The organism is Brachybacterium sp. AG952 (assembly GCF_004362645.1).
Lineage (GTDB): Bacteria > Actinomycetota > Actinomycetes > Actinomycetales > Dermabacteraceae > Brachybacterium > Brachybacterium conglomeratum.
Map to the genome: position 1 here is coordinate 1 of NZ_SNXV01000008.1, position 17,349 is coordinate 17,349.

Here is a 17,349-nt window from a genome sequence, read left to right on the forward strand (position 1 = left end):
CTCGATCGCGCCGATGGTACTGCACTCGGGAGGGTGTGGGAGAGTAGGTCGCCGCCGGACATCTTCACTGGGAGTGGAGGAGTGCTTGAACCCCTAGCGGGTGTTCGCCTCCTCCACTCCCTTTTTTCATGCCCGGGATCTGTGCGCACTATGGCGCGCGTTCTCGCTCCTCGCGGGCACGGTCAGAAGCATCTCCGACGCCTGGCGCAGCGGCGGGGTGCAGTGATGGGCGCGGATCGTCCGGTGTCGAGTGCTTCCGCCATGAGGGACTCCTCGGTGCTGCGTCACGTGCACCGATGCACCGAACCGAAGGGCTACGTCTCCCCGACGACTGACGATCCGCTCGGCACGTCCCGCAGCGGAGAGTTCTCGACGGGAGCTCGGGGCGGTGGCTTCGCGGTGAGTCGGACGATGCTCCGTACGTGTCGCGCGTATGGTCGGCCCCCCGGCACGGACTTGCAAGGCGGTCGACCGGACGGGTCGTTACGTTGCCAGGCACCGAGGGAGAGTCCTAGCGTCGTTGCCACGAGCAGATGGCTCAGCCGGGCACACTGACCGGCGAACAGGAAGGGAGTTCCATCATGGCTGATCAGAACAACTCCGGACAGTTCGGCAACCGGAACGACACCGAGCAGCAGGCCCAGAAGGGCGGCGAGGCCAGCACCGGCAGCTTCGGTGAGAAGAACTCGGCCGATCCGAGCCAGGCCGGCCAGCAGGGCGGCCAGGAGTCCTCGGGCAGCTTCGGCGAGAAGAACTCGGCCGATCCGAGCCAGGCCGGTCGCCAGGGCGGCCAGGAGAGCTCGGGCAGCTTCGGCGAGAAGAACTCCGCCGACCCCAGCGAGGCCGGCCGCAAGGGCGGCCAGAGCTCCTGAGGCCCGTGGGGCTCAGCTCCTGCGCCCCGTGAACGTGGAGGGGGACGGCCGGACGGCCGTCCCCCTCCGCTACGCGCACCTTCCCCGCCTCGACCGTGTGACCCGACCCGACCCACAGGAGCATTCCATGTCCTTCGCCCCCACCCGTGCTGTCGTCGTCGGCTCCGACTCCGGGATCGGCAGGGCCACCGCGGTCGCCCTGGCCGAGGCCGGGATGGACGTGGGCATCACCTTCAACACCGACCGGCAGGGCGCCGAGGGGACGGCCGAGGAGGTCCGCAGCCACGGCCGCGAGGCCGTCGTCGCCCACCTCGACACCTCCGACCTCGAGAGGGCCGGGGGCGTCGTGGACCGGCTCGTCGCGCAGCTCGGTGGGCTCGATGTGTTCGTGCAGTGCTCGGGCGCCGGCCACAGCACGCTGTTCCTGGACACGCCGCTGGAGACCTGGCGCGACGTCATGGCCGTCGACCTCGACGGCGCGTTCGTCTGCCTGCAGGCCGCCGCCCGCCACCTCGTCCAGGCCGGGAACGGCGGACGGCTCATCGGCGTCACCAGCGTGCACGAGCACCAGCCGAAGGTCGGATCCTCCGCCTACGACGCCGCCAAGCACGGTCTCGGCGGGCTGCTGAAAACCATCGCCCTCGAGCTGGGCGAGCACGGCATCACGGCCAACGCCGTCGCGCCCGGGGAGATCGCGACCCCCATGACCGGGCAGACCGACCAGGACCCCCGCACCGAGGAGCGCCCCGGCGTGCCGCTGCGACGGCCCGGGGACGCCCGCGAGGTCGCGGCCGTCATCGCCTTCCTCGCCTCGCCGCAGGCCTCCTACGTCACCGGAGCCTCCTGGGTCGTGGACGGCGGGATGCTGCAGATGGGGCCGCAGGGCGCGGCGGCGACGGCCGACGACGCCTGGCGTCGCCCCTGAGACCGGGCGGGTCCGTGATGGCGGCGGAACGGTGAGCGGGCTTGCGCCGCCCTGCTCGCCCTGCTCGACAGGACATCCTTCCCGGCAGCGCCGCCGGCAGGTCGCCCAGGAGCCCCGGCTGCGGCGCTCCGACCGGTTCAGCCGTCCGCCGGCCGCTGGGCGCGCAGGTCGGGCCGCCCACCCAGCCGTCGCACGGTCGACGTGGCCGCCGCACCCGCCCGCCGTGCGGCCAGCTCCGGGGGCTCGCCCCGGCGCAAGCCGATGGTGAGGCCCGCGAGGAAGGCGTCGCCGGCACCGGTCGGATCGGCGACCTGCTCGGTGCCGTGCGGCACGAGCTGCTCGCCCTCCGGCCACACCACGAGGTCGCCGTCGGGGACGGAGAGCGCGACGAGCCCGGCCCCGGAGTCGAGGACGCGCCGGGCCGCGAGGCGGCCCGCCTCGTGATCAGCCGGCTCGATGCCGGTCATCAGACGCGTCTCCGCGGCGTCCATCCGCACCACGTCGGCCGCCGCGAGCAGCCGGTCGCGGGCGGCGCCGTCGATGGCGCCGTCCAGGACGAGCCGCAGTCCGCGGTCCGCGGCCAGCTCCGCCCCGGCGAGCAGGACCGGTGCGGGCTGTTGCAGCTGCAGGCAGACCGTGTCGACCCGGTCCGCGGCGACGGCCGCCTCCTGCACGTCCTGCACGGTGAGCAGCGACTGCTCGGGCACGTGCTCGAGCAGGCGCCGCGTGCCCTCCCCGTCCACGACGTCCACCAGCAGCGCGGTCTCCCCGCGGCGCACGACCCAGGAGAGATCCAGGTCATCGCGGCGGGCCTGGGCGAGCACGGTCTCGCCCACCGCGTCGGTCCCGGCCACGCCGAGCAGGATCACCGGCGACCCGAGCTGCCGCAGCGCGACCGCCTGATTGGCGCCCTTGCCGCCGAGCATCTCCCGCCGCTCGGCCACGCGCGCACTGTCACCGGCCGGTGGCCAGTCCTCGACGCGCAGCACCAGATCTCGGGCGATCTGGCCGATGACGAGGACGCCGGTGGAGGGATCGGTGGTGGCCATGCCCCGTGGTACCACGGGGCCGGCATGCGGGGGAAGCGTCACGGACCGGTCGATCGTCCCGCGCAGGATCCGGACGGCAGGGGCGGCTCGGGGTCACGGACGGGCGGTCCGAGCAGGTCTCCGGCACCACCGGGCGTCCAGCGGCACGCCGCGACGCACGTCGACAGCGCCTGCCACCTTCCGCCCCCTCGTGCAGACAGCTCGACGGCTCACCCGCCGCGTGCCAGCCTGAGGATATGTGCCGCAACATCCGCCCCCTCCACAACTTCGAGCCCGAGGCCACCTCGCAGGAGGTGCACGACGCCGCGCTGCAGTACGTGCGCAAGGTCAGCGGGATGACCAGGCCCTCGCAGGCCAACGCCGAGGTGTTCGAGCGGGCGGTGGCGCAGATCGTCCACGCCACCGAGCACCTGCTCGCCGACCTCGTCACCTCTGCGCCGCCGAAGGACCGTGAGGTCGAGCGGGAGAAGGCCCGGGCCCGCAGCGCGAAGCGGTTCGGGACACCCGCCGCGTCCTGAGCGGAGGGGGGCGTCTGCACGAAGGGGACTCCAGCAGCATGCCGCGGAGCTCAGCTCCACGCCGTGCCGCTGGAGTCCCCTTTGTGCAGGCCGGCCCCGGCCAGTGGCCCGTGCCGGGTCAGCAGACCGCGGGGACCCCGTCGGTCGTCGTGGGCGCCTCGACGGCGGCGCGCGCCTGCTGACGACGGTGCACGGCGAAGGACCAGCCGGCGATGCCGAGTCCGGCGATCGCGAGGGCCACGCCCGTCCAGGCCGGGGCGAGCAGGCCCCATCCGGCGGCGAGCACGGCCGCGCCGAGCGCCGCGCCGAGGGAGTTGCCGATGTTCAGCGCCGAGTGGTGCAGGGCCGCGGCGAGCGAGGGCGCATCCGGCGAGGCGTCCAGCAGGAACAGCTGCAGGGACGGGCCCATGAACTGCGAGGTGATCGCGAGGGCGAACAGCAGGATCATCCCGGCGATCGCGTTCTCGGCCACGAGGGCGAAGACCGTGAGGCTCACCGTCATGCCGATCAGCCCGGTGAAGATCGTGCCGTAGAGGCTGCGGTCCGCGGCGCGGCCCGCGAGGACGTTGCCGATCGTCATGCCGACGCCGAACACGAACAGCGCCACCGGCACCGCCCGTTCGCCGAGGCCCATCACGCCGGGCACGATCTCGCCGATGTAGCTGTACACCGCGAACATGCCGCCGAAGCCGATCGAGCCGATGCCGAGCGCGAACCACACCTGCGCCCGGCGCAGCGCCCGCAGCTCGCCGCGGATCGAGCCGGTGACCCCGGCGCCCTCGGGCTCGGGCACCAGTCGCCAGATCGCGATCGTGCTGAGAGCGGCGACGACCACGACGATCACGTAGGCGGAGCGCCAGCCGACGACCTGCCCGAAGGCGGTGGAGGCGGGCACGCCCAGCATCGTCGCGATCGTCAGGCCCAGCATCACCAGCGAGACGGAGCGGGCGCGCCGTCCGGGCGGGGAGAGGCGAGCCGCGACCAGCGAGGCGACGCCGAAGAACGCGCCGTGGGGGAGGCCGGCGACGAAGCGCGCGGCAGCCAGCACCGAGAACGTCGGCGCCATGGCGGAGAGCAGATTGCCCAGTCCGATCAGCGCGATGAGCAGAACCAGCAGCCTCGCCCGCGGCATCTTCACGGCCGCGATCGTCACCAGCGGCGCGCCGATCACGACGCCCAGCGCGTACAGGGTGATGAGCATCCCGGCCTGCGGGGTGGAGACCTCGAGGTCCCGCGCGATCTGCGGCAGGAGCCCCATCGAGGCGAACTCGGTGGTGCCGATCGCGAAGGCGCCGAGCGCCATCGCGAGGATCACCAGGCGCAGACGCCCGGGGGAGAGCGGCGCCTGGGGAGCGTGCGGCTGCGTCATCGGGCGACCTCCAGCGGCGGGACGGGGTGGGGACTCGCTGCCGACGCTGGAAGCGGAGGGGGACCCATCGATCCTAAGGGCGGGGGAGGGGCCGGGGCCAGGGCGGGGTGAGGGATGGAACGGGGTCGGGCAGAATCCCTCCATGGCACGCACTCTCGCCCCCGGCCAGCGCTCCCGCATCTGGACCCTCGACGTCGACAACGGCGAGCGGACGCTGGTCCACGAGTCCGCCGAGACGCTCTACGAGGCCCCGAACTGGTCCCTGGACGGAGCCTCTCTTTACATCAACGGCGACGGCCACCTGTTCCGCCTCCCCGTCGGCCCGGGCTCCGCGCCGGAGCGGATCGACCTCGGTGATCTTCCCGAGCTCAACAACGACCACGTCCTGGATCCCGACGGGGAGCACGTCTTCGTCTCCTGCATGGACTGGCACATCTACCGCGCCCCGCTCGCGGGCGGCACCGCCCGACGGATCACGAACGACGACGGCCGGCTCCACTTCCTCCACGGCGTCAGTCCCGACGGCACGACCCTCGCCTACATCGGGCTGACCGCCGATGCGGAGGGGAACTGGTCCCCGCCGAACGTCTTCACGATCCCTGTCGCGGGCGGTGAGGACGTGCAGCTCACCGACGACGAGTTCCCCGACGACGGCTCCGAGTACTCGCCCGACGGGCAGTGGATCTATTTCAACTCCGAGCGGGCGCGGACCGTCCCCGGCCACGCGCAGCTGTTCCGCATGCGCCTCGACGGCACCGGCATCGAGCAGCTCACCTCCGACGAGCGCGTGAACTGGTTCCCGCACGTCTCGCCCGACTCCAGCCGCCTCGCCTATGTCAGCTTCCCGCCCGGCACCGAGGGGCATCCCGCGGACAAGGACGTGATCGTGCGGCTGTGCGCCGCCGATGGGAGCGGCATCCGCGACCTCGCCCAGGTGTTCGGCGGGCAGGGCACGATGAACGTGCACAGCTGGTCCCCGGGTGGAAGGTCCATCGCGTTCGTGGACTATCCCGTGGACGGGCCGCGCGGCTGAGAGGGCTCGGCCTGCTGCGGCCGCTGCCCTGCAGACTCCCCGGAGCGCTCCCCGCCCCGCCCGGTACCCTGCTCGGAGCCGGTCGCAGCCGCCCGGCCCCTCGATCCGATGCGGAGCGCCATGGAACAGATCACCGTCGCCGGACACCCCGAGCCGATCCCTGCCTCGCCCGTCGCCGCGCGCATGCTGCGCGAGCGCCTGGAGGAGACCCGCGAGAAGCGTGGGGCCGACGCGGCCGACACACTCGAGAACCTGGTCGGCGAGCGGATCGGCACTCTGCTCGCCGGCGGGATGCCCAGCATCGACGTGGCGACGATGCGCTCGATCGTGGAGTACATCGAGCTGCCCTCGGAGGACGAGCCCGAGCCCACTGGACTCGGCAAGGTCTTCACCGATCTGAAGGACAGGGCCGCCCAGCGCGGCTACGGCGGCCGCATCGGCTGACGCTCGGTGGCCGGCAGGGCCCGCGCCTCACCCCCACCCCGCGGTTTCGCTTATGGCGCCCATTAGCTAGCCTGGCCCGCATGATCCTCACCGGCCTCCTCCTCGGCGCCGTGCTCGGCTATGTCCTGCAGCGCTCCCGGTTCTGCGTGACCGGCGCGTTCCGCGACCTCTACCTCACCCGCTCCACCCGCTACTTCACCCCCTTCCTGCTCGCCATCGCGATACAGGCCGTCGGCGTCGCCGCGCTGACCGGCATGGGCATGCTCGCCCCCGAGCCCGCCTCCTTCGCCCCGCTCGCCGTGATCGGCGGCGGACTGATCTTCGGCGTCGGCATCATCATGGCCGGCGGCTGCGCGACCGGCACCTACTACCGCGCGGGCGAGGGCCTCATCGGCTCCTGGGTCGCGCTGATCTTCTACGCCCTGTTCGCGGCCGTGATGAAGTACGGCCCGCTCGGCGGCTTCACCGAGGCCGCCCGCGCCCGCACCGTCGCCGACGCCACGATCCACGAGACCCTCGGCGTGAGCGTCTGGGTCCCCACCCTCGTCTTCAGCGCGATCGTCGCCGTGCTCGTCGTGCGCCGGTACCGCGCCGTCAAGGGGCGTGCCGCCTCCGGCCGTCCCTCCGTGACGCTGCCGGCGCGTCGCACCGGCCTCGGCCACTACCTCGCCGACATCCCCTGGAGCCCCTGGGTGGGCGGCGTGCTGCTGGGCCTGATCGCGATCGCCGCGTGGCTGCTGTCCACCGCCGCGGGCCGCAACGGCGGGCTCGGCATCACCACCCCGTCGGCCAAGATCGTCACCTTCCTGACCACGGGCGACGTGACCCTCGTGGACTGGTCGGTGATGCTCGTGCTCGGGATCCTCGTCGGCTCCTTCCTCGCCGCGAAGCTCTCCGGCGAGTTCCGCTGGCGCGTCCCGGACGCCCAGACCATGCTGCGCAGCGCCGGCGGCGGCGTCGCGATGGGCGTCGGCGCCGCGCTCGCCGGCGGCTGCACCATCGGCAACTCCCTGGTGGAGACGAGCCTGTTCAGCTACCAGGGCTGGGTCTCGCTGGTCGCGATCATGCTCGGCACCTGGGGTGCGGCCTGGTTCTTCCTGCAGCGCCCCCAGCGCGCCGCCGAGGCCAACCGCCCCGCCCCGGTGCTCACCCCCGCCTCCTGATCGTCCCGCTCACCGCACAGCCCCCAGAACTGCCCCGCCCCTCCCACGGAAGGACCCCTCCCATGGCCGCCTACACCCTCCAGACCAACGGCTCCGTCTGCCCGTTCCCGCTGATCGACGCGAAGAACGCGATGCAGCAGCTGAGCACGGGCGATGACCTGATCATCGACTTCGACTGCACCCAGGCCACCGACTCCCTGCCCCAGTGGGCGGCGACGGACGGCCACGAGGTCGTCGCCTTCGACCGCACCGGCGAGGCCGGCTGGACGATCACGGTCCGCAAGGGCGCCTGAGAGCCCGGCCGACGCCTCCGACGGGCCCTGCTGCGAGAGTTCTCGCGGCGGGGCCCGTCGGGCGTTCGGATCCTGTCGTCCCGTCAGCCGATCCGCTCAGTCCCCGTAGCGCAGCTCGACGCGACGGTCCGCCGCGTTGCCGGCGTCGTCGCCTCCGCCTCCGGCGGCGGCGGGCTTCGCATCGCCGTGCCCGGTGACCTCGAGGGTGAGATCGGGGCGCTCCGCGGTGAGCGCGTCGGCGACCGCCTGGGCGCGGTTCTCCGAGAGCTGCTGGTTGTCGAAGTCGTACTGCGAGCGGTCCACGGGCAGGGAGTCGGTGTGTCCGCCCACCTGCACGGTCGCGCCCTCGGGGATCTCCGCGGCGAGCTCGACGATGCGGGCGGCGGCTCCGTCGGAGAGGTCCCAGGCGTTGGAGGGGAAGAGGATGTCGGCCTCGAGCACGATCACCTCGTCCTCGGCGGGCTCGCTGCCGCCGAGCTCGGTGATCGAGCGTGCCGGGTCGTAGACCGTGATCGAGCGCTGGAGGATCTCGTCGGTGATCTCGAAGGGCTGCTCGGGCGGGCCCTCCGTCTCGCCCTCGGCAAGCGCCGCGGGCGCTCCGAGGGCCAGCAGCAGGGCGGACGCCGCGAGCGAGGCGGCGGCGGTGGAGCGGCGCAGTGCGGTGCGGTGCATCCTCATCCCTCCTCGGCCTCGATCTGCACGTCCTCGAAGGAGGGACCCGCGCCCATCACGACGTCGATCGCAGAGATGTCGTCGATCGGGGCGGCGAAGTTCGCCCAGTACGCCTGCGTGTCGCCGGAGGCGAGCTCGACCGCGGCCTGCTTGCTGTTCCACATCGTCGGACCGTCATAGGACCCGTTGGTGGTCAGGATGTCGTAGCGGGTGAGGTTCGCACGGTCCACGAGGGCGGGCGCCACCACGGAGTGGTCGTCGCCGTGCAGGTCCCAGAGCGTGAAGGCGCCGGGCTCGGTGAACTCGGGGGTGTACGTGAGCAGAAGCTCGAGGGTCTCGCCGCGTCGGCGCAGGTGGTGCAGACCCACGGTCATCGTCCCCTCCGCCTCGTCGGACGCGATGGGGTACTCGAGCTCGTCGATCGCGTCGGCCGGGTCGACCGAGGAGGCCGCCTGCGCATCGTCCGCACCGCCCGCGGAGCCCTCCTCCCCGCCGCCGTCGGACGCGGCCGGCTGCTCCTTGCCGTCCGAGCCGCTGTCGGAGCCGCCGTCGCCGGCCCCGTTCCCGCCGGACTCCTCGAACTCGGCGTCGCCGCCGGTGGAGCAGGCCGCGAGCGAGAACGCGCCGAGCGAGGCGAGGGCCAGCAGGGCCCCGCGCCGGGTGGTGGGACGAGTGCGGCGAGCGGTCATGGTCGGACTCCTTCTCTCGGGCGGCTGCGCGGCCGCCGGGGATGTTCTCTCACGGTGTATGTCGTCGGCCGGAGCGGATCGGTTGCATCGGATCTCGACCAATTCTTCGAGCGGTCACGCGCGGACCCTCACCACGCGCCGTGCCTCGAGTTCCTGGCCCTCCGTGGTGCGGGCGCGCAGCACCAGCTCGGCGCGTCCCGGCCCCGAGGCGGTCAGCGTCGCCTGCTCGGCATCGACGAGGTGCTCGCCGGTGGGCAGCGTCCACACCCATGAGTCCACGCCCTCCACCTCGGCGGTGAACACCGCCTGCTCGCCCACCTGGATCTCGTCCGGGCCGGCGATCGCGAGGGAGGAGTCGCCGGCGGCCGACGGGGCCGACGCGTCCAGCCCGAGCAGGCTCCCCGCCCCGAGGCCGAGGCCGAGTGTGAGTGCGGGCAGCGCGATGAGGAGAGCACGCCGGCGCGGACTGGCAGCGGTGGAACCCCGGTCGGAGTCGACGGCGCCGACGGCACCACGGGGGACGTCGTCGGCGTGCGGTGTCGTGGTGCGCGCGATGGTCCCCTCGGCCGTGCCGGGGCCGGTGCGCGCGCCGATGTCGGCCCTCGTCGAGCCGGCGACTGCGCCCGGCGGGGCGTTCGCCGCGGAGCCGCCGTCGGCCCCGGGAGCCGTGCCGCCCGCCGGTAGCGCGGGCGGGGGCGGTGCCAGCGCCTCCTCGATCTCGGCGATCCACTGCGTCGCCTCCGCCTGGCGCGAGCCGGGATCCTCGGAGAGGCCCCGGGCGAGGACGTCCTGGAGCGCCTGCGGCATCTCGGCGTCGTCGATCAGCCAGCGCAGCAGCGCGGACATCGCCCAGATGTCGGCGCGGATGTCGACGGTGCCGGGCCTCGACTGCTCCGGCGGGCGGAACCCGTCGGTGCCGGCCGCGACGGTCAGGCCCGAGCTGCGCGCGAGGTCCTTGCACATCCCGAGGTCGGCGACGAGGAGCCGCTCGTCGGCGCGCACCACCGCCGACGGCGAGGACTCGATGCCGACGGCGCGCGCCGCCTCGCCGCTGGTGCTGGTCAGCAGCAGGTTCCCGGGGCTGAGGTCGCGGTGGACGAGCTGGGCGCGGTGCACGGCGGCGACCGCCGCGGCGAGGGGCCTCGCCACGGCGAGCACGTCGGCGCCGGTGGCGCGCCAGCCGCCTGCACGCAGCTCCTCGACGCGGCGGCGCAGGGAGCCGCGGTCGGCGAGCTCGAGCACCAGATAGGGCTGCTGACGCTCGTTCTGGTCGATGTCGTGGACGGAGACGAGGTGACGCCCGCCGACCCGGCGCAGGCTGCGGCCCTCGGCGATGAACCGCTCGCGGATCTCCGGGTTCAGGCTGTGGTTCTCCGCGAGCACCTTCACCGCGACGTCCGCGTCGAGCCGCTCGTCGCGGGCGCGGTGCACGGTCGCGAAGGAGCCCGCGCCGATCACCCCGCCCAGGCGGTAGCGCTCGCCGAGCGCCGTCACGCGGGAGCCCCGGCAGCGGGATCGCCCTCGCCCAGTCGTCCGGCGAGCATCGCCCGGCCGCGGCTGACCTGTGACTTCACGGTGCCCTCGGCGCGGTCCAGCTGCGCGGCGATCTGCGCGTAGGGCAGCTGCTCGAGGTCACGCAGCTCGAGCGGGACGCGGTAGAGGTCCGGGAGATCCGCGAGCACCTGCCGCACGCTGACGCGCTCGGCGATCATCGAGCTCATCCTCTCGGCGGGCCGGAGCTGCTCCTCGAGCTCGACCGTGGCCCGCAGGCGCCGCAGATGGTCCGCGACGCGGCGCCGGACGATGGAGTGCACCCAGGTGGTGACCTTGGAGCGGCCGTCGAAGCGGTGGATCGACTCCGCGATCGAGATCAGCGAGTCCTGGGCGACGTCCTCGACCGCTCCGGGATCCAGCAGCGCGGCCCCGGCGAAGCGGCGCACCACCCCGGTGCCGTCGAGCACCTCGACGAAGAGCTCGAGCGCTATCGGGCTCGATCCGGCGTGCTCGGCGAGGAGGGCGAGCGCCTCGTCCTGGCCGTCGGCTGCGAGCAGCTCGTCGGCCGTGCGACGGGCGGCGTCGAGGCGCCCTGCGTGCAGATGTCGTGCCAGCTCATCGCCGTGCTGCGCCGTCGACCCCGGCGGCGGTCCCCACTCCGTCCCCATGCTCGCGAGCCTATCGCGAACGGGGCGCCCGCCGAGCGGCGGACGCCCCGTTCAGGACGACGTGCGGACCGGGCGGGCCCGGAGAAGGCTCAGCGCTGCGAGGCCTCCGCGATGCGACCGGTGTTCTGGGCCGTGCGCACGGTCGCGACCGCGAACTCGAGGCCGAGGCGCATCGCGATCAGCGCGATCACCGAGGGGATCCAGCCGAACAGGATCGAGAGGATCAGCGGGACCGGGCTGAAGCTCGGCTCGCCGAAGTAGCTGTTCATGCTTCCCCAGGCGAATCCGAACAGGATCCCGCTGACGATGTTGCTCAGCCACATCAGCGCCGCGACGACGAACGCGATGACGTAGAGGAACGACGAGAACTTCACGGTGATGAAGTGCTCGAACTTGAAGTCGAACAGCGCCTTGAAGAAGCCTGCCTCGCCGAAGCGGCCGTCCCCGGAGGTGCCGCCGCCGGTGGCGGGGTAGGGCGCGGCCGCGGGGCTCTGCGCGGAGCCCCAGGCCTGCTCCTGGGCGGCCGGGTGCGGGGCCGACGGCGCGCTCTGTGCTCCCCAGGCGTCCTGCTGACCGGACGCCGCGGCGGACTGCTGGCCGTAGGGGTCCGACGACGGGGCGGCGTAGGGATCCTGCCCGGCCCCGCCCGCGGAGGGGGCCTGCTCCTGGGCGCCGTATCCGCTGCTCGTCGGCTCGGGCGCGGAGCCCTGTCCGTGCTGCGGATCCAGCGGGTTGCTGCCCTCGGGCGGCTGCGACATGGTGCGACTCCTTCTGCGAGATCTGATGGACGAGGAGGAGCTCGTCGGCGCCCCCGCGCCGCCGTTCCCACCCTGACGCTCACCGTAGCCCGCGGGCGACGGCGAGGGGGAGGTGTCTGCGGAGCGGAGTCGGCCCTGGCGCTCCGACCGGAGGACGCCCGCGGCCCCCGCCGAATCGCACCGCGAGCGGATGCGAAGCTCGGCGGGCCGGCCGCACCATGCAGATCATGACCGACGGGGTCCCTCCGCTCAGCCGCGCCCTGCAGCAGCTGCTCAGCTCCGAGACCGCAGGCTTCGCCGCGGTCAGCTTCGTCGCCGGACTGCTCAGCGTGCCGCCGTCGCCCGCTCGATGATCTCCCGCATCCTCGCCGCGGCCCCCGCCTCGTCGCCGGCGCCGATCGCGGCCGCGACCTCCTGATGCAGTCCGAGGTCGTGCCGGTCGGGGGCCTGCTCGCCCCGCTCCACAGTTGCCCGGTGGCGCAGGCCCTCCTCGATCACGGCCCGCAGCCGGCCGAGCATCGCGTTGCCGGAGAGGGCGAGGACCTCGGCGTGAAAGGCCCGGTCCGCGGCGAGGAAGGCGCCGGATTCGGGCCCGTCGGCCGCCTCGACCATCGAGTTCGCGGCGGCGTCGAGTGCGCGGGTGCTCCCGCGCCCGTTTCGGATCTCCCGGGCGGCGGCCGCTGCTGCCGCGGGCTCGACCGCATGACGCAGCGAGCGCAGCTCCGCGAGCTGCCGCGCAGGGTCCGGGCCCTCGAGGCGCCAGCGGATCACCCGTGGATCCAGCAGGTCCCACTCGCTGATCGGGAGGATGCGAAGGCCGACCCGTCGGCCGGCGCTCAGCATCCCGAGCCCGCCGAGCACGCGCGTGACCTCGCGGACCACGCTGCGGGAGGCGCCGGTGCGGGCGATGAGCCCCTCGATCGTGTCCGCGGCGCCGGCCTCCAGCTCGCCGCCGACGATCGCGGCGCCGATCTGGTCGAGCGCCTGCTCGAAGGCGCTCGCCCCGGGGGTCATGCCTGCGAGACGGGGGAGACGACCAGCTCGTCGATGCGCACGTGCGCGGGGGAGCCGAGCACGAAGCAGGCGGTGCGGGCGATGTCCTCCGCGGTGAGCATCCGTGCGCGAGCCTCGGCGTCCGGCACGGAGGGGCGCTGATCGAGGAAGTCGGTCGCGACATCGCCCGGGCACAGATGGCAGGCCCGCACGCCATGACCCGCCTCCTGCTGGTTCAGGGTGCGCACCAGGGAGCCGAGCGCCGTCTTGCTCGCCGAGTAGGCGACCCCCGCACCGGGCTGGAACGACCAGCCCGCATAGGAGGAGATCACCACGACCTGCCCGCCGCGCTCGCGCAGGTGGGGGAGGACGGCGTCGACGGTGCTCGCGACCGCGGTGAGGTTCGTGGCGACGATCGCGTCGAACTCCGTCAGGTCCTGATCGTCCCAGCGCCGCTTCGGCGCGTTCAGGCCGGCCGCGAGCACCAGCGCGTCGATCCCGCCGAGCTGCTCGGCGATCCGCTCGGCGGTGCCCCGCACGGCCTCGCGATCCTGCACGTCCAGCGGCGCGACCAGCGCGTTGCCGCCTGCCTCGCGGATCTCGGCCGCGAGCTCCTCGAGCACCTCGCGGCGCCGGCCGCTCAGCGCGACCATCCAGCCCGTGCGCGCCGCCCGCAGCGCCGTCGCGCGCCCCATGCCGCTGCTCGCGCCGGTGATCCACACCGTGCGCGGGCCGGTCGCGCTCGCGCCGTGCGTCGGCTCGTCCTGCGCGCCTCGTCCGCTCGCCGTCGTCCCGTCCGTCGTCATCTCGCTCCTCCTCGGGCGTCCTCGCCATCAGGTCCTCTGCGGCGAGCTCGCGGCCCCACGGGCCGCCGTCACCCAATAGTATGACTATTGAGCGCGGCCGACGGGCCGCATGCTGAGCGCGGCACGGTAGCCGCAGGAGAGGACAGGGCGATGGAGCTGGATCTGCGGGACAGGGTGGTCGTGGTGACCGGGGCGGCGCGTGGGATCGGCGCGGCCATCGCCGCACGCTTCGCCGAGGAGGGCTCGCGCGTGGTCGCGCTCGACCTCGCCTTCCCGGACGAGGCGGCGGAGGGTGCGCCGACCGTGGACCAGGTGGTCTGCGACGTCGCCGACCCCGACTCCGTGCACCGCGCGGTCGAGGCCGTCGTGGAGCGCCACGGCACGATCGACGTGCTCGTGAACAACGCCGGGATCGTCGCGGACTCGACCGTGGTCGAGACCGACTGGGCGACCTGGAAGAAGTGCTTCGACGTGAACACCGGCGGCACCTTCCTCATGTGCCGGGAAGTCGCCCCGCACATGCAGAGGGCCAGGCGCGGGCGGATCCTCAACGCCGCCTCGTTCGCCGCGATCGTGCCGAGCGTGGGCAGCGCCGCCTACGCCGCCTCGAAGGCCGCCGTGGTGCAGCTGACCCGCGTGCTCGCCTCCGAGCTCGGCCCCCACGACATCACCGTCAACGCCTACGCCCCCGGCATGGTCCCCACCTCCATGAACGGCTTCGCCGACATGCCCGCCGAGCGGCAGGACCGCCTGCTGGACACCCTCTCGCTGCGTCGCTGGGAGAGCCCCGACGACGTCGCCGACCTGCTGATCTTCCTCGCCAGCGACCAGGCCTCATACATCACGGGCACGCTCGTGGACGTCTCAGGCGGCAAGCTCGCCACGCAGATCCCGGCGGTGGCGCACGGACGGTGAGGGGCGCGGCGCGTCACCTGAGGGGGACGTGCCTGCGGAGCTCGTCGGCGACGTAGGGGACTCCAGAGCGGGCCGGCGCGCCGAGAACGGAATCGACGGTGCGCGGTCGCCGTCTGGTCGCCGCGACCGCGCCTCGGCGCCGATGGCGGAGTCCTTCAACGCGACCCCCGTGTCCACGAACCGGGGGTAGGGCCCGGATGATCGAGGAGGCGGACCCGGCGGAGTGCTTGAGGGATCCTTGCATCTGTCCCGCGCCGTCGGGCCGCCCACCCCAGCCCCAGCCCCGTGCCCTGGACGCAATGGTCTCGTTTCGATCACGACGCCTCTCTGGCATAGGCGTGAAACAAGTGTTGCGGTGAGGTGGGGGGACCGTGAGATGCGTTCCGCCCCGCATCCCGGCCCGATCAAGAAGGTGGTCCCCCGGTGAACCGAACCCTGCACTCCACGCTCCGCGTCCTGCACATCTCCCCGGCACCCCTCGCCCTGCGCCGCCCCGCCCTGGGGGCGCTGGCGATCCTCCCGCACACCGTGCACTACAGCGGCGCGGACCTCGCCGAGCTGCGCCGCGCCCCCGAGTGCGACGTCGCGGTGTTCGATGCGACCTCGGACCTCACCTGGGCCCCGCACATGGCCGCCCGCCTCGAGGCGGCGCGCCTGCACCTGCCGCTGGTGCTGATCATGGCCGAGAGCGGACTGGCCGCCGCGAACCAGGACTGGGGCGCCGCGGACTACCTCCTGCCCAGCTCCGGCCCCGCGGAGGTCGACGTCCGCCTCCGTCTCGCGCTGCGCTTCGCCCCCGCACCGGAACTCGGCCCGGAGCTGATCACCGCGGGCGGTCTCGTGATCGACGAGTCCAGTTACACCGCGACCCTGCACGGGCAGGCGCTGGAGCTGACCTTCAAGGAGTTCGAGCTGCTGAAGTACCTCGCCCAGCACCCGGGCCGCGTGTTCACCCGCGCCCAGCTGCTGCAGGAGGTGTGGGGCTACGACTACTTCGGCGGCACCCGCACCGTGGACGTGCACGTGCGGCGCCTGCGCGCCAAGCTCGGCGCCGGCATCGAGTCCGCGATCCACACGGTCCGCAACGTCGGCTACCGCTTCGACCTCGTCGTCTCCGAGGCCGTCCCGGAGCTGCAGAGCGCCTGAGGACCCCCGTCATGACCCAGCCTGATCCGTCACCGTCGCCGGAGCACCTCACCCTGCCCGAGACCTCGGTTCTGCCAGAGACCGCAGTCCTGCCCGACACGACAGCAGTCCTCCTCGCCGCGGGGGAGGGGCGGCGCCTGGGCCGCGGCCCGAAGGCGCTGCTGCCGCTCGGCGGGGAGCCCCTGGTCGCGGTGCTGACCCGGCGCCTGCTCGAGGGCGGCTGCCGCGACGTCCTGGTCGTCACCGGCGCCTACGCCGACGAGGTCGGCGCGGTCGCGCGCGAGGCCGGGGCGCGGGTCGCCGAGAGCCCTCTGTGGCGCACCGGCATCGCCGTCTCCCTGCGGGTCGGGGTCGCGGCGGCCGATGCCCCGCACCTCATGCTCGCCCTGGTCGACCACGTGGGGCTGAGCCCCGCGCTGGTGCGCCGGGTGCTCGGCGCGCACCGGCCCGGCCGCGCGACCGCCGCCTCCTACCCGGGGCCCGACGGTCGGCTCCTGCGCCGCCACCCCGTGCTGCTCGAGGCGGCCGACGCTCGCGCCGCCGCCGCGGAGGCCCATGGCGATCGCGGCGCCCGCGACTGGCTGCACCGCAATCTGGAGCGTGTGGACCTGGTGGACTGCGGGGACCTCGACGACGGCGGCGACCTCGACACCGTCGCCGACCTCTCCCGCCTCTCCCGCCTCGCCCGCCGCTGACCTGCGACCGTCGGCCGGCCCCGTCGGCCGCGCCCTCACCCCCGGGCGCGCGCGTGCCCGACCAGCGCGACCGCCGCGCAGAGCGCCCCGGCGAGCAGCAGCCCCGCCCCCGCGTGCACCTGCAGCAGCAGCGCGCCGACGGCGGCGCCGGTGAGCATGAGCAGCACCGCGAGCAGTCGGCGCGGCCACAGCGCCCCGGTCCCGCCGGCCAGTCGCGAGTCCATCGCCAGGCCCGTGATGGTGGAGGTGATGACCACGGTGGTCACGTCCTTCACGGCGAGGGCGCGGGCGGTCGCGGCCTGCGCCCCCATCGCCAGGCCCAGCGCTCCGGTCACGCCGAGCAGCGCCGTGTGCGGGGCGTCCTCCCACACAAGCATCATCGCGCCGGCGGCGATCACCACGGCCGCGACCGCGCAGAGCAGGGCGGTGGTCGCGCCGGTCCAGGCCCCGGTGCGCCCGCCGAGGGCGCGGCCGGCGAGGATCGCACCGAGCACGAAGCCTGCCAGCGCCAGCACCGGGCCGACCACGGGCAGGTCGTCCGCGCCGGTCAGTGCCATGCCGAGGATGACGACGTTGCCGGTCATGTTCGCGGTGAACACCCGGTCCAGTCCCAGGTAGCCGACCGCGTCGACGATGCCGGTGGCGAAGGTGAGGGCGAGCATGAGGCGCAGGTGCCGCGGGCGCAGGTCGGCCGCGGGCGCGGCGCTCGTCTCCGGGGCGGCAGGGTCGCTCGCGGTGGCGGAGGCGATGTCGGCGGCAGGGGTTCCGGTCATGGCCGGGAGGCTACGGACCTCCTGAAACCCGGGCGGCACGGCCGTGTAACAAGGGCGTAAAACCCCGCCCCTAG

Annotated in this window: 21 protein-coding genes; 11 read left to right on the forward strand and 10 right to left on the reverse strand. The window is 73.6% G+C overall.

Annotation, left to right across the window (positions count from 1 at the left end):
• The first annotated feature begins 581 nt into the window (after window positions 1-581).
• Together DEU31_RS17365 and DEU31_RS16045 are read left to right on the forward strand one after the other, a co-directional pair.
• On the forward strand, window positions 582-872 hold the full coding sequence (locus tag DEU31_RS17365; RefSeq protein ID WP_010552169.1) for a hypothetical protein: 291 nt from the start codon (window positions 582-584) through the stop codon (window positions 870-872).
• 127 nt (window positions 873-999) lie between these two features.
• Window positions 1,000-1,797 carry an SDR family oxidoreductase gene (locus tag DEU31_RS16045; protein ID WP_010552170.1) on the forward strand — a complete coding sequence of 266 codons (798 nt, stop codon included), beginning with the start codon at window positions 1,000-1,002 and terminating at the stop codon, window positions 1,795-1,797.
• A gap of 137 nt (window positions 1,798-1,934) precedes the next feature.
• On the opposite strand, the gene DEU31_RS16050 is transcribed toward DEU31_RS16045, so the two are convergent.
• Window positions 1,935-2,846 carry a PfkB family carbohydrate kinase gene (locus DEU31_RS16050; RefSeq protein WP_010552171.1) on the reverse strand — a complete coding sequence of 304 codons (912 nt, stop codon included), beginning with the start codon at window positions 2,844-2,846 and terminating at the stop codon, window positions 1,935-1,937.
• A gap of 236 nt (window positions 2,847-3,082) precedes the next feature.
• Here DEU31_RS16050 and DEU31_RS16055 point away from each other — a divergent pair, with 236 nt between their 5' ends.
• Window positions 3,083-3,364 (forward strand): DUF2277 domain-containing protein, encoded by a 282-nt coding sequence (locus DEU31_RS16055; RefSeq protein ID WP_010552172.1) that lies wholly within the window; start codon window positions 3,083-3,085, stop codon window positions 3,362-3,364.
• Between the two features lie 118 nt (window positions 3,365-3,482).
• Here DEU31_RS16055 and DEU31_RS16060 read toward each other — a convergent pair whose 3' ends face one another.
• The gene (locus DEU31_RS16060; RefSeq protein WP_133677860.1) at window positions 3,483-4,733 is read right to left on the reverse strand and encodes an MFS transporter; all 1,251 of its coding nucleotides are present in this window, start codon (window positions 4,731-4,733) and stop codon (window positions 3,483-3,485) included.
• A 142-nt stretch (window positions 4,734-4,875) separates the two neighbouring features.
• Between DEU31_RS16060 and DEU31_RS16065 the strand changes: the two genes are divergently transcribed.
• The 4 genes from DEU31_RS16065 (at window position 4,876) to DEU31_RS16080 (ending at window position 7,666) form a co-directional block, all read left to right on the forward strand.
• A complete protein-coding gene (locus DEU31_RS16065) occupies window positions 4,876-5,766 on the forward strand; it encodes a PD40 domain-containing protein (protein WP_133677861.1) in 891 nt (296 codons plus the stop codon).
• A gap of 120 nt (window positions 5,767-5,886) precedes the next feature.
• The gene (locus DEU31_RS16070) at window positions 5,887-6,210 is read left to right on the forward strand and encodes a hypothetical protein (RefSeq protein WP_133677862.1); all 324 of its coding nucleotides are present in this window, start codon (window positions 5,887-5,889) and stop codon (window positions 6,208-6,210) included.
• 80 nt (window positions 6,211-6,290) lie between these two features.
• Window positions 6,291-7,373, forward strand: a complete 1,083-nt coding sequence (locus DEU31_RS16075; RefSeq protein ID WP_133677863.1) for a YeeE/YedE family protein — start codon at window positions 6,291-6,293, stop codon at window positions 7,371-7,373.
• Between the two features lie 62 nt (window positions 7,374-7,435).
• Window positions 7,436-7,666 carry a sulfurtransferase TusA family protein gene (locus DEU31_RS16080; RefSeq protein ID WP_010552177.1) on the forward strand — a complete coding sequence of 77 codons (231 nt, stop codon included), beginning with the start codon at window positions 7,436-7,438 and terminating at the stop codon, window positions 7,664-7,666.
• Window positions 7,667-7,762: 96 nt separating this feature from the next.
• Here the strand turns inward: DEU31_RS16080 and DEU31_RS16085 are convergent, their stop codons facing one another.
• The 5 genes from DEU31_RS16085 to DEU31_RS16105 all read right to left on the reverse strand — a co-directional run bounded on the left by DEU31_RS16085 (window position 7,763) and on the right by DEU31_RS16105 (window position 11,947).
• Window positions 7,763-8,338 (reverse strand): OmpA family protein, encoded by a 576-nt coding sequence (locus DEU31_RS16085; protein WP_053917821.1) that lies wholly within the window; start codon window positions 8,336-8,338, stop codon window positions 7,763-7,765.
• A gap of 2 nt (window positions 8,339-8,340) precedes the next feature.
• Window positions 8,341-9,027 (reverse strand): hypothetical protein, encoded by a 687-nt coding sequence (locus DEU31_RS16090; RefSeq protein WP_133677865.1) that lies wholly within the window; start codon window positions 9,025-9,027, stop codon window positions 8,341-8,343.
• A gap of 114 nt (window positions 9,028-9,141) precedes the next feature.
• A complete protein-coding gene (locus DEU31_RS16095; protein WP_133677866.1) occupies window positions 9,142-10,521 on the reverse strand; it encodes a protein kinase in 1,380 nt (459 codons plus the stop codon).
• On the reverse strand, window positions 10,518-11,189 hold the full coding sequence (locus DEU31_RS16100) for an RNA polymerase sigma factor (protein WP_133677867.1): 672 nt from the start codon (window positions 11,187-11,189) through the stop codon (window positions 10,518-10,520). Before DEU31_RS16100 ends, DEU31_RS16095 begins: the two co-directional genes overlap by 4 nt.
• Window positions 11,190-11,278: 89 nt before the next feature.
• Complete coding sequence (locus DEU31_RS16105; protein ID WP_133677868.1) at window positions 11,279-11,947, reverse strand: DUF4282 domain-containing protein; 669 nt, start codon at window positions 11,945-11,947, stop codon at window positions 11,279-11,281.
• Window positions 11,948-12,174: 227 nt separating this feature from the next.
• Here DEU31_RS16105 and DEU31_RS17345 point away from each other — a divergent pair, with 227 nt between their 5' ends.
• Window positions 12,175-12,300, forward strand: coding sequence for a hypothetical protein (locus DEU31_RS17345; RefSeq protein WP_279535635.1), 126 nt, complete (start codon window positions 12,175-12,177; stop codon window positions 12,298-12,300).
• Here DEU31_RS17345 and DEU31_RS16110 read toward each other — a convergent pair.
• Both DEU31_RS16110 and DEU31_RS16115 read right to left on the reverse strand, forming a co-directional pair.
• Window positions 12,272-12,961 carry an FCD domain-containing protein gene (locus DEU31_RS16110; RefSeq protein ID WP_133677869.1) on the reverse strand — a complete coding sequence of 230 codons (690 nt, stop codon included), beginning with the start codon at window positions 12,959-12,961 and terminating at the stop codon, window positions 12,272-12,274. The two genes, DEU31_RS17345 and DEU31_RS16110, sit on opposite strands and share 29 nt — an antisense overlap.
• Complete coding sequence (locus DEU31_RS16115) at window positions 12,958-13,746, reverse strand: SDR family oxidoreductase (RefSeq protein ID WP_133677870.1); 789 nt, start codon at window positions 13,744-13,746, stop codon at window positions 12,958-12,960. The genes DEU31_RS16110 and DEU31_RS16115 overlap by 4 nt, the downstream gene beginning before the upstream one ends.
• Before the next feature lie 150 nt (window positions 13,747-13,896).
• Between DEU31_RS16115 and DEU31_RS16120 the strand changes: the two genes are divergently transcribed.
• The 3 genes from DEU31_RS16120 (at window position 13,897) to DEU31_RS16130 (ending at window position 16,502) form a co-directional block, all read left to right on the forward strand.
• Window positions 13,897-14,661, forward strand: coding sequence for an SDR family NAD(P)-dependent oxidoreductase (locus DEU31_RS16120; protein ID WP_133677871.1), 765 nt, complete (start codon window positions 13,897-13,899; stop codon window positions 14,659-14,661).
• Between the two features lie 423 nt (window positions 14,662-15,084).
• Window positions 15,085-15,807 (forward strand): response regulator transcription factor, encoded by a 723-nt coding sequence (locus DEU31_RS16125; protein ID WP_279535636.1) that lies wholly within the window; start codon window positions 15,085-15,087, stop codon window positions 15,805-15,807.
• 11 nt (window positions 15,808-15,818) lie between these two features.
• Window positions 15,819-16,502, forward strand: coding sequence for an NTP transferase domain-containing protein (locus tag DEU31_RS16130; protein WP_133677872.1), 684 nt, complete (start codon window positions 15,819-15,821; stop codon window positions 16,500-16,502).
• Window positions 16,503-16,537: 35 nt separating this feature from the next.
• On the opposite strand, the gene DEU31_RS16135 is transcribed toward DEU31_RS16130, so the two are convergent.
• Window positions 16,538-17,275 (reverse strand): YoaK family protein, encoded by a 738-nt coding sequence (locus tag DEU31_RS16135; protein WP_133677873.1) that lies wholly within the window; start codon window positions 17,273-17,275, stop codon window positions 16,538-16,540.
• Window positions 17,276-17,349 lie beyond the last annotated feature (74 nt).

Excerpts from the sequence above, each read along its gene's own strand:
- DEU31_RS16085 (WP_053917821.1), bottom strand. The coding sequence starts at position 8,338 with ATGCACCGCACCGCACTGCGCCGCTCCACCGCCGCCGCCTCGCTCGCG.
- DEU31_RS16120 (WP_133677871.1), top strand. The coding sequence starts at position 13,897 with ATGGAGCTGGATCTGCGGGACAGGGTGGTCGTGGTGACCGGGGCGGCG.
- DEU31_RS16100 (WP_133677867.1), bottom strand. The coding sequence starts at position 11,189 with ATGGGGACGGAGTGGGGACCGCCGCCGGGGTCGACGGCGCAGCACGGC.
- DEU31_RS16090 (WP_133677865.1), bottom strand. The coding sequence starts at position 9,027 with ATGACCGCTCGCCGCACTCGTCCCACCACCCGGCGCGGGGCCCTGCTG.
- DEU31_RS16060 (WP_133677860.1), bottom strand. The coding sequence starts at position 4,733 with ATGACGCAGCCGCACGCTCCCCAGGCGCCGCTCTCCCCCGGGCGTCTG.
- DEU31_RS16050 (WP_010552171.1), bottom strand. The coding sequence starts at position 2,846 with ATGGCCACCACCGATCCCTCCACCGGCGTCCTCGTCATCGGCCAGATC.
- DEU31_RS16130 (WP_133677872.1), top strand. The coding sequence starts at position 15,819 with ATGACCCAGCCTGATCCGTCACCGTCGCCGGAGCACCTCACCCTGCCC.
- DEU31_RS16045 (WP_010552170.1), top strand. The coding sequence starts at position 1,000 with ATGTCCTTCGCCCCCACCCGTGCTGTCGTCGTCGGCTCCGACTCCGGG.
- DEU31_RS16105 (WP_133677868.1), bottom strand. The coding sequence starts at position 11,947 with ATGTCGCAGCCGCCCGAGGGCAGCAACCCGCTGGATCCGCAGCACGGA.
- DEU31_RS16115 (WP_133677870.1), bottom strand. The coding sequence starts at position 13,746 with ATGACGACGGACGGGACGACGGCGAGCGGACGAGGCGCGCAGGACGAG.
- DEU31_RS16075 (WP_133677863.1), top strand. The coding sequence starts at position 6,291 with ATGATCCTCACCGGCCTCCTCCTCGGCGCCGTGCTCGGCTATGTCCTG.
- DEU31_RS16135 (WP_133677873.1), bottom strand. The coding sequence starts at position 17,275 with ATGACCGGAACCCCTGCCGCCGACATCGCCTCCGCCACCGCGAGCGAC.
- DEU31_RS16070 (WP_133677862.1), top strand. The coding sequence starts at position 5,887 with ATGGAACAGATCACCGTCGCCGGACACCCCGAGCCGATCCCTGCCTCG.
- DEU31_RS16055 (WP_010552172.1), top strand. The coding sequence starts at position 3,083 with ATGTGCCGCAACATCCGCCCCCTCCACAACTTCGAGCCCGAGGCCACC.
- DEU31_RS16065 (WP_133677861.1), top strand. The coding sequence starts at position 4,876 with ATGGCACGCACTCTCGCCCCCGGCCAGCGCTCCCGCATCTGGACCCTC.
- DEU31_RS16080 (WP_010552177.1), top strand. The coding sequence starts at position 7,436 with ATGGCCGCCTACACCCTCCAGACCAACGGCTCCGTCTGCCCGTTCCCG.
- DEU31_RS16110 (WP_133677869.1), bottom strand. The coding sequence starts at position 12,961 with ATGACCCCCGGGGCGAGCGCCTTCGAGCAGGCGCTCGACCAGATCGGC.
- DEU31_RS17345 (WP_279535635.1), top strand. The coding sequence starts at position 12,175 with ATGACCGACGGGGTCCCTCCGCTCAGCCGCGCCCTGCAGCAGCTGCTC.
- DEU31_RS17365 (WP_010552169.1), top strand. The coding sequence starts at position 582 with ATGGCTGATCAGAACAACTCCGGACAGTTCGGCAACCGGAACGACACC.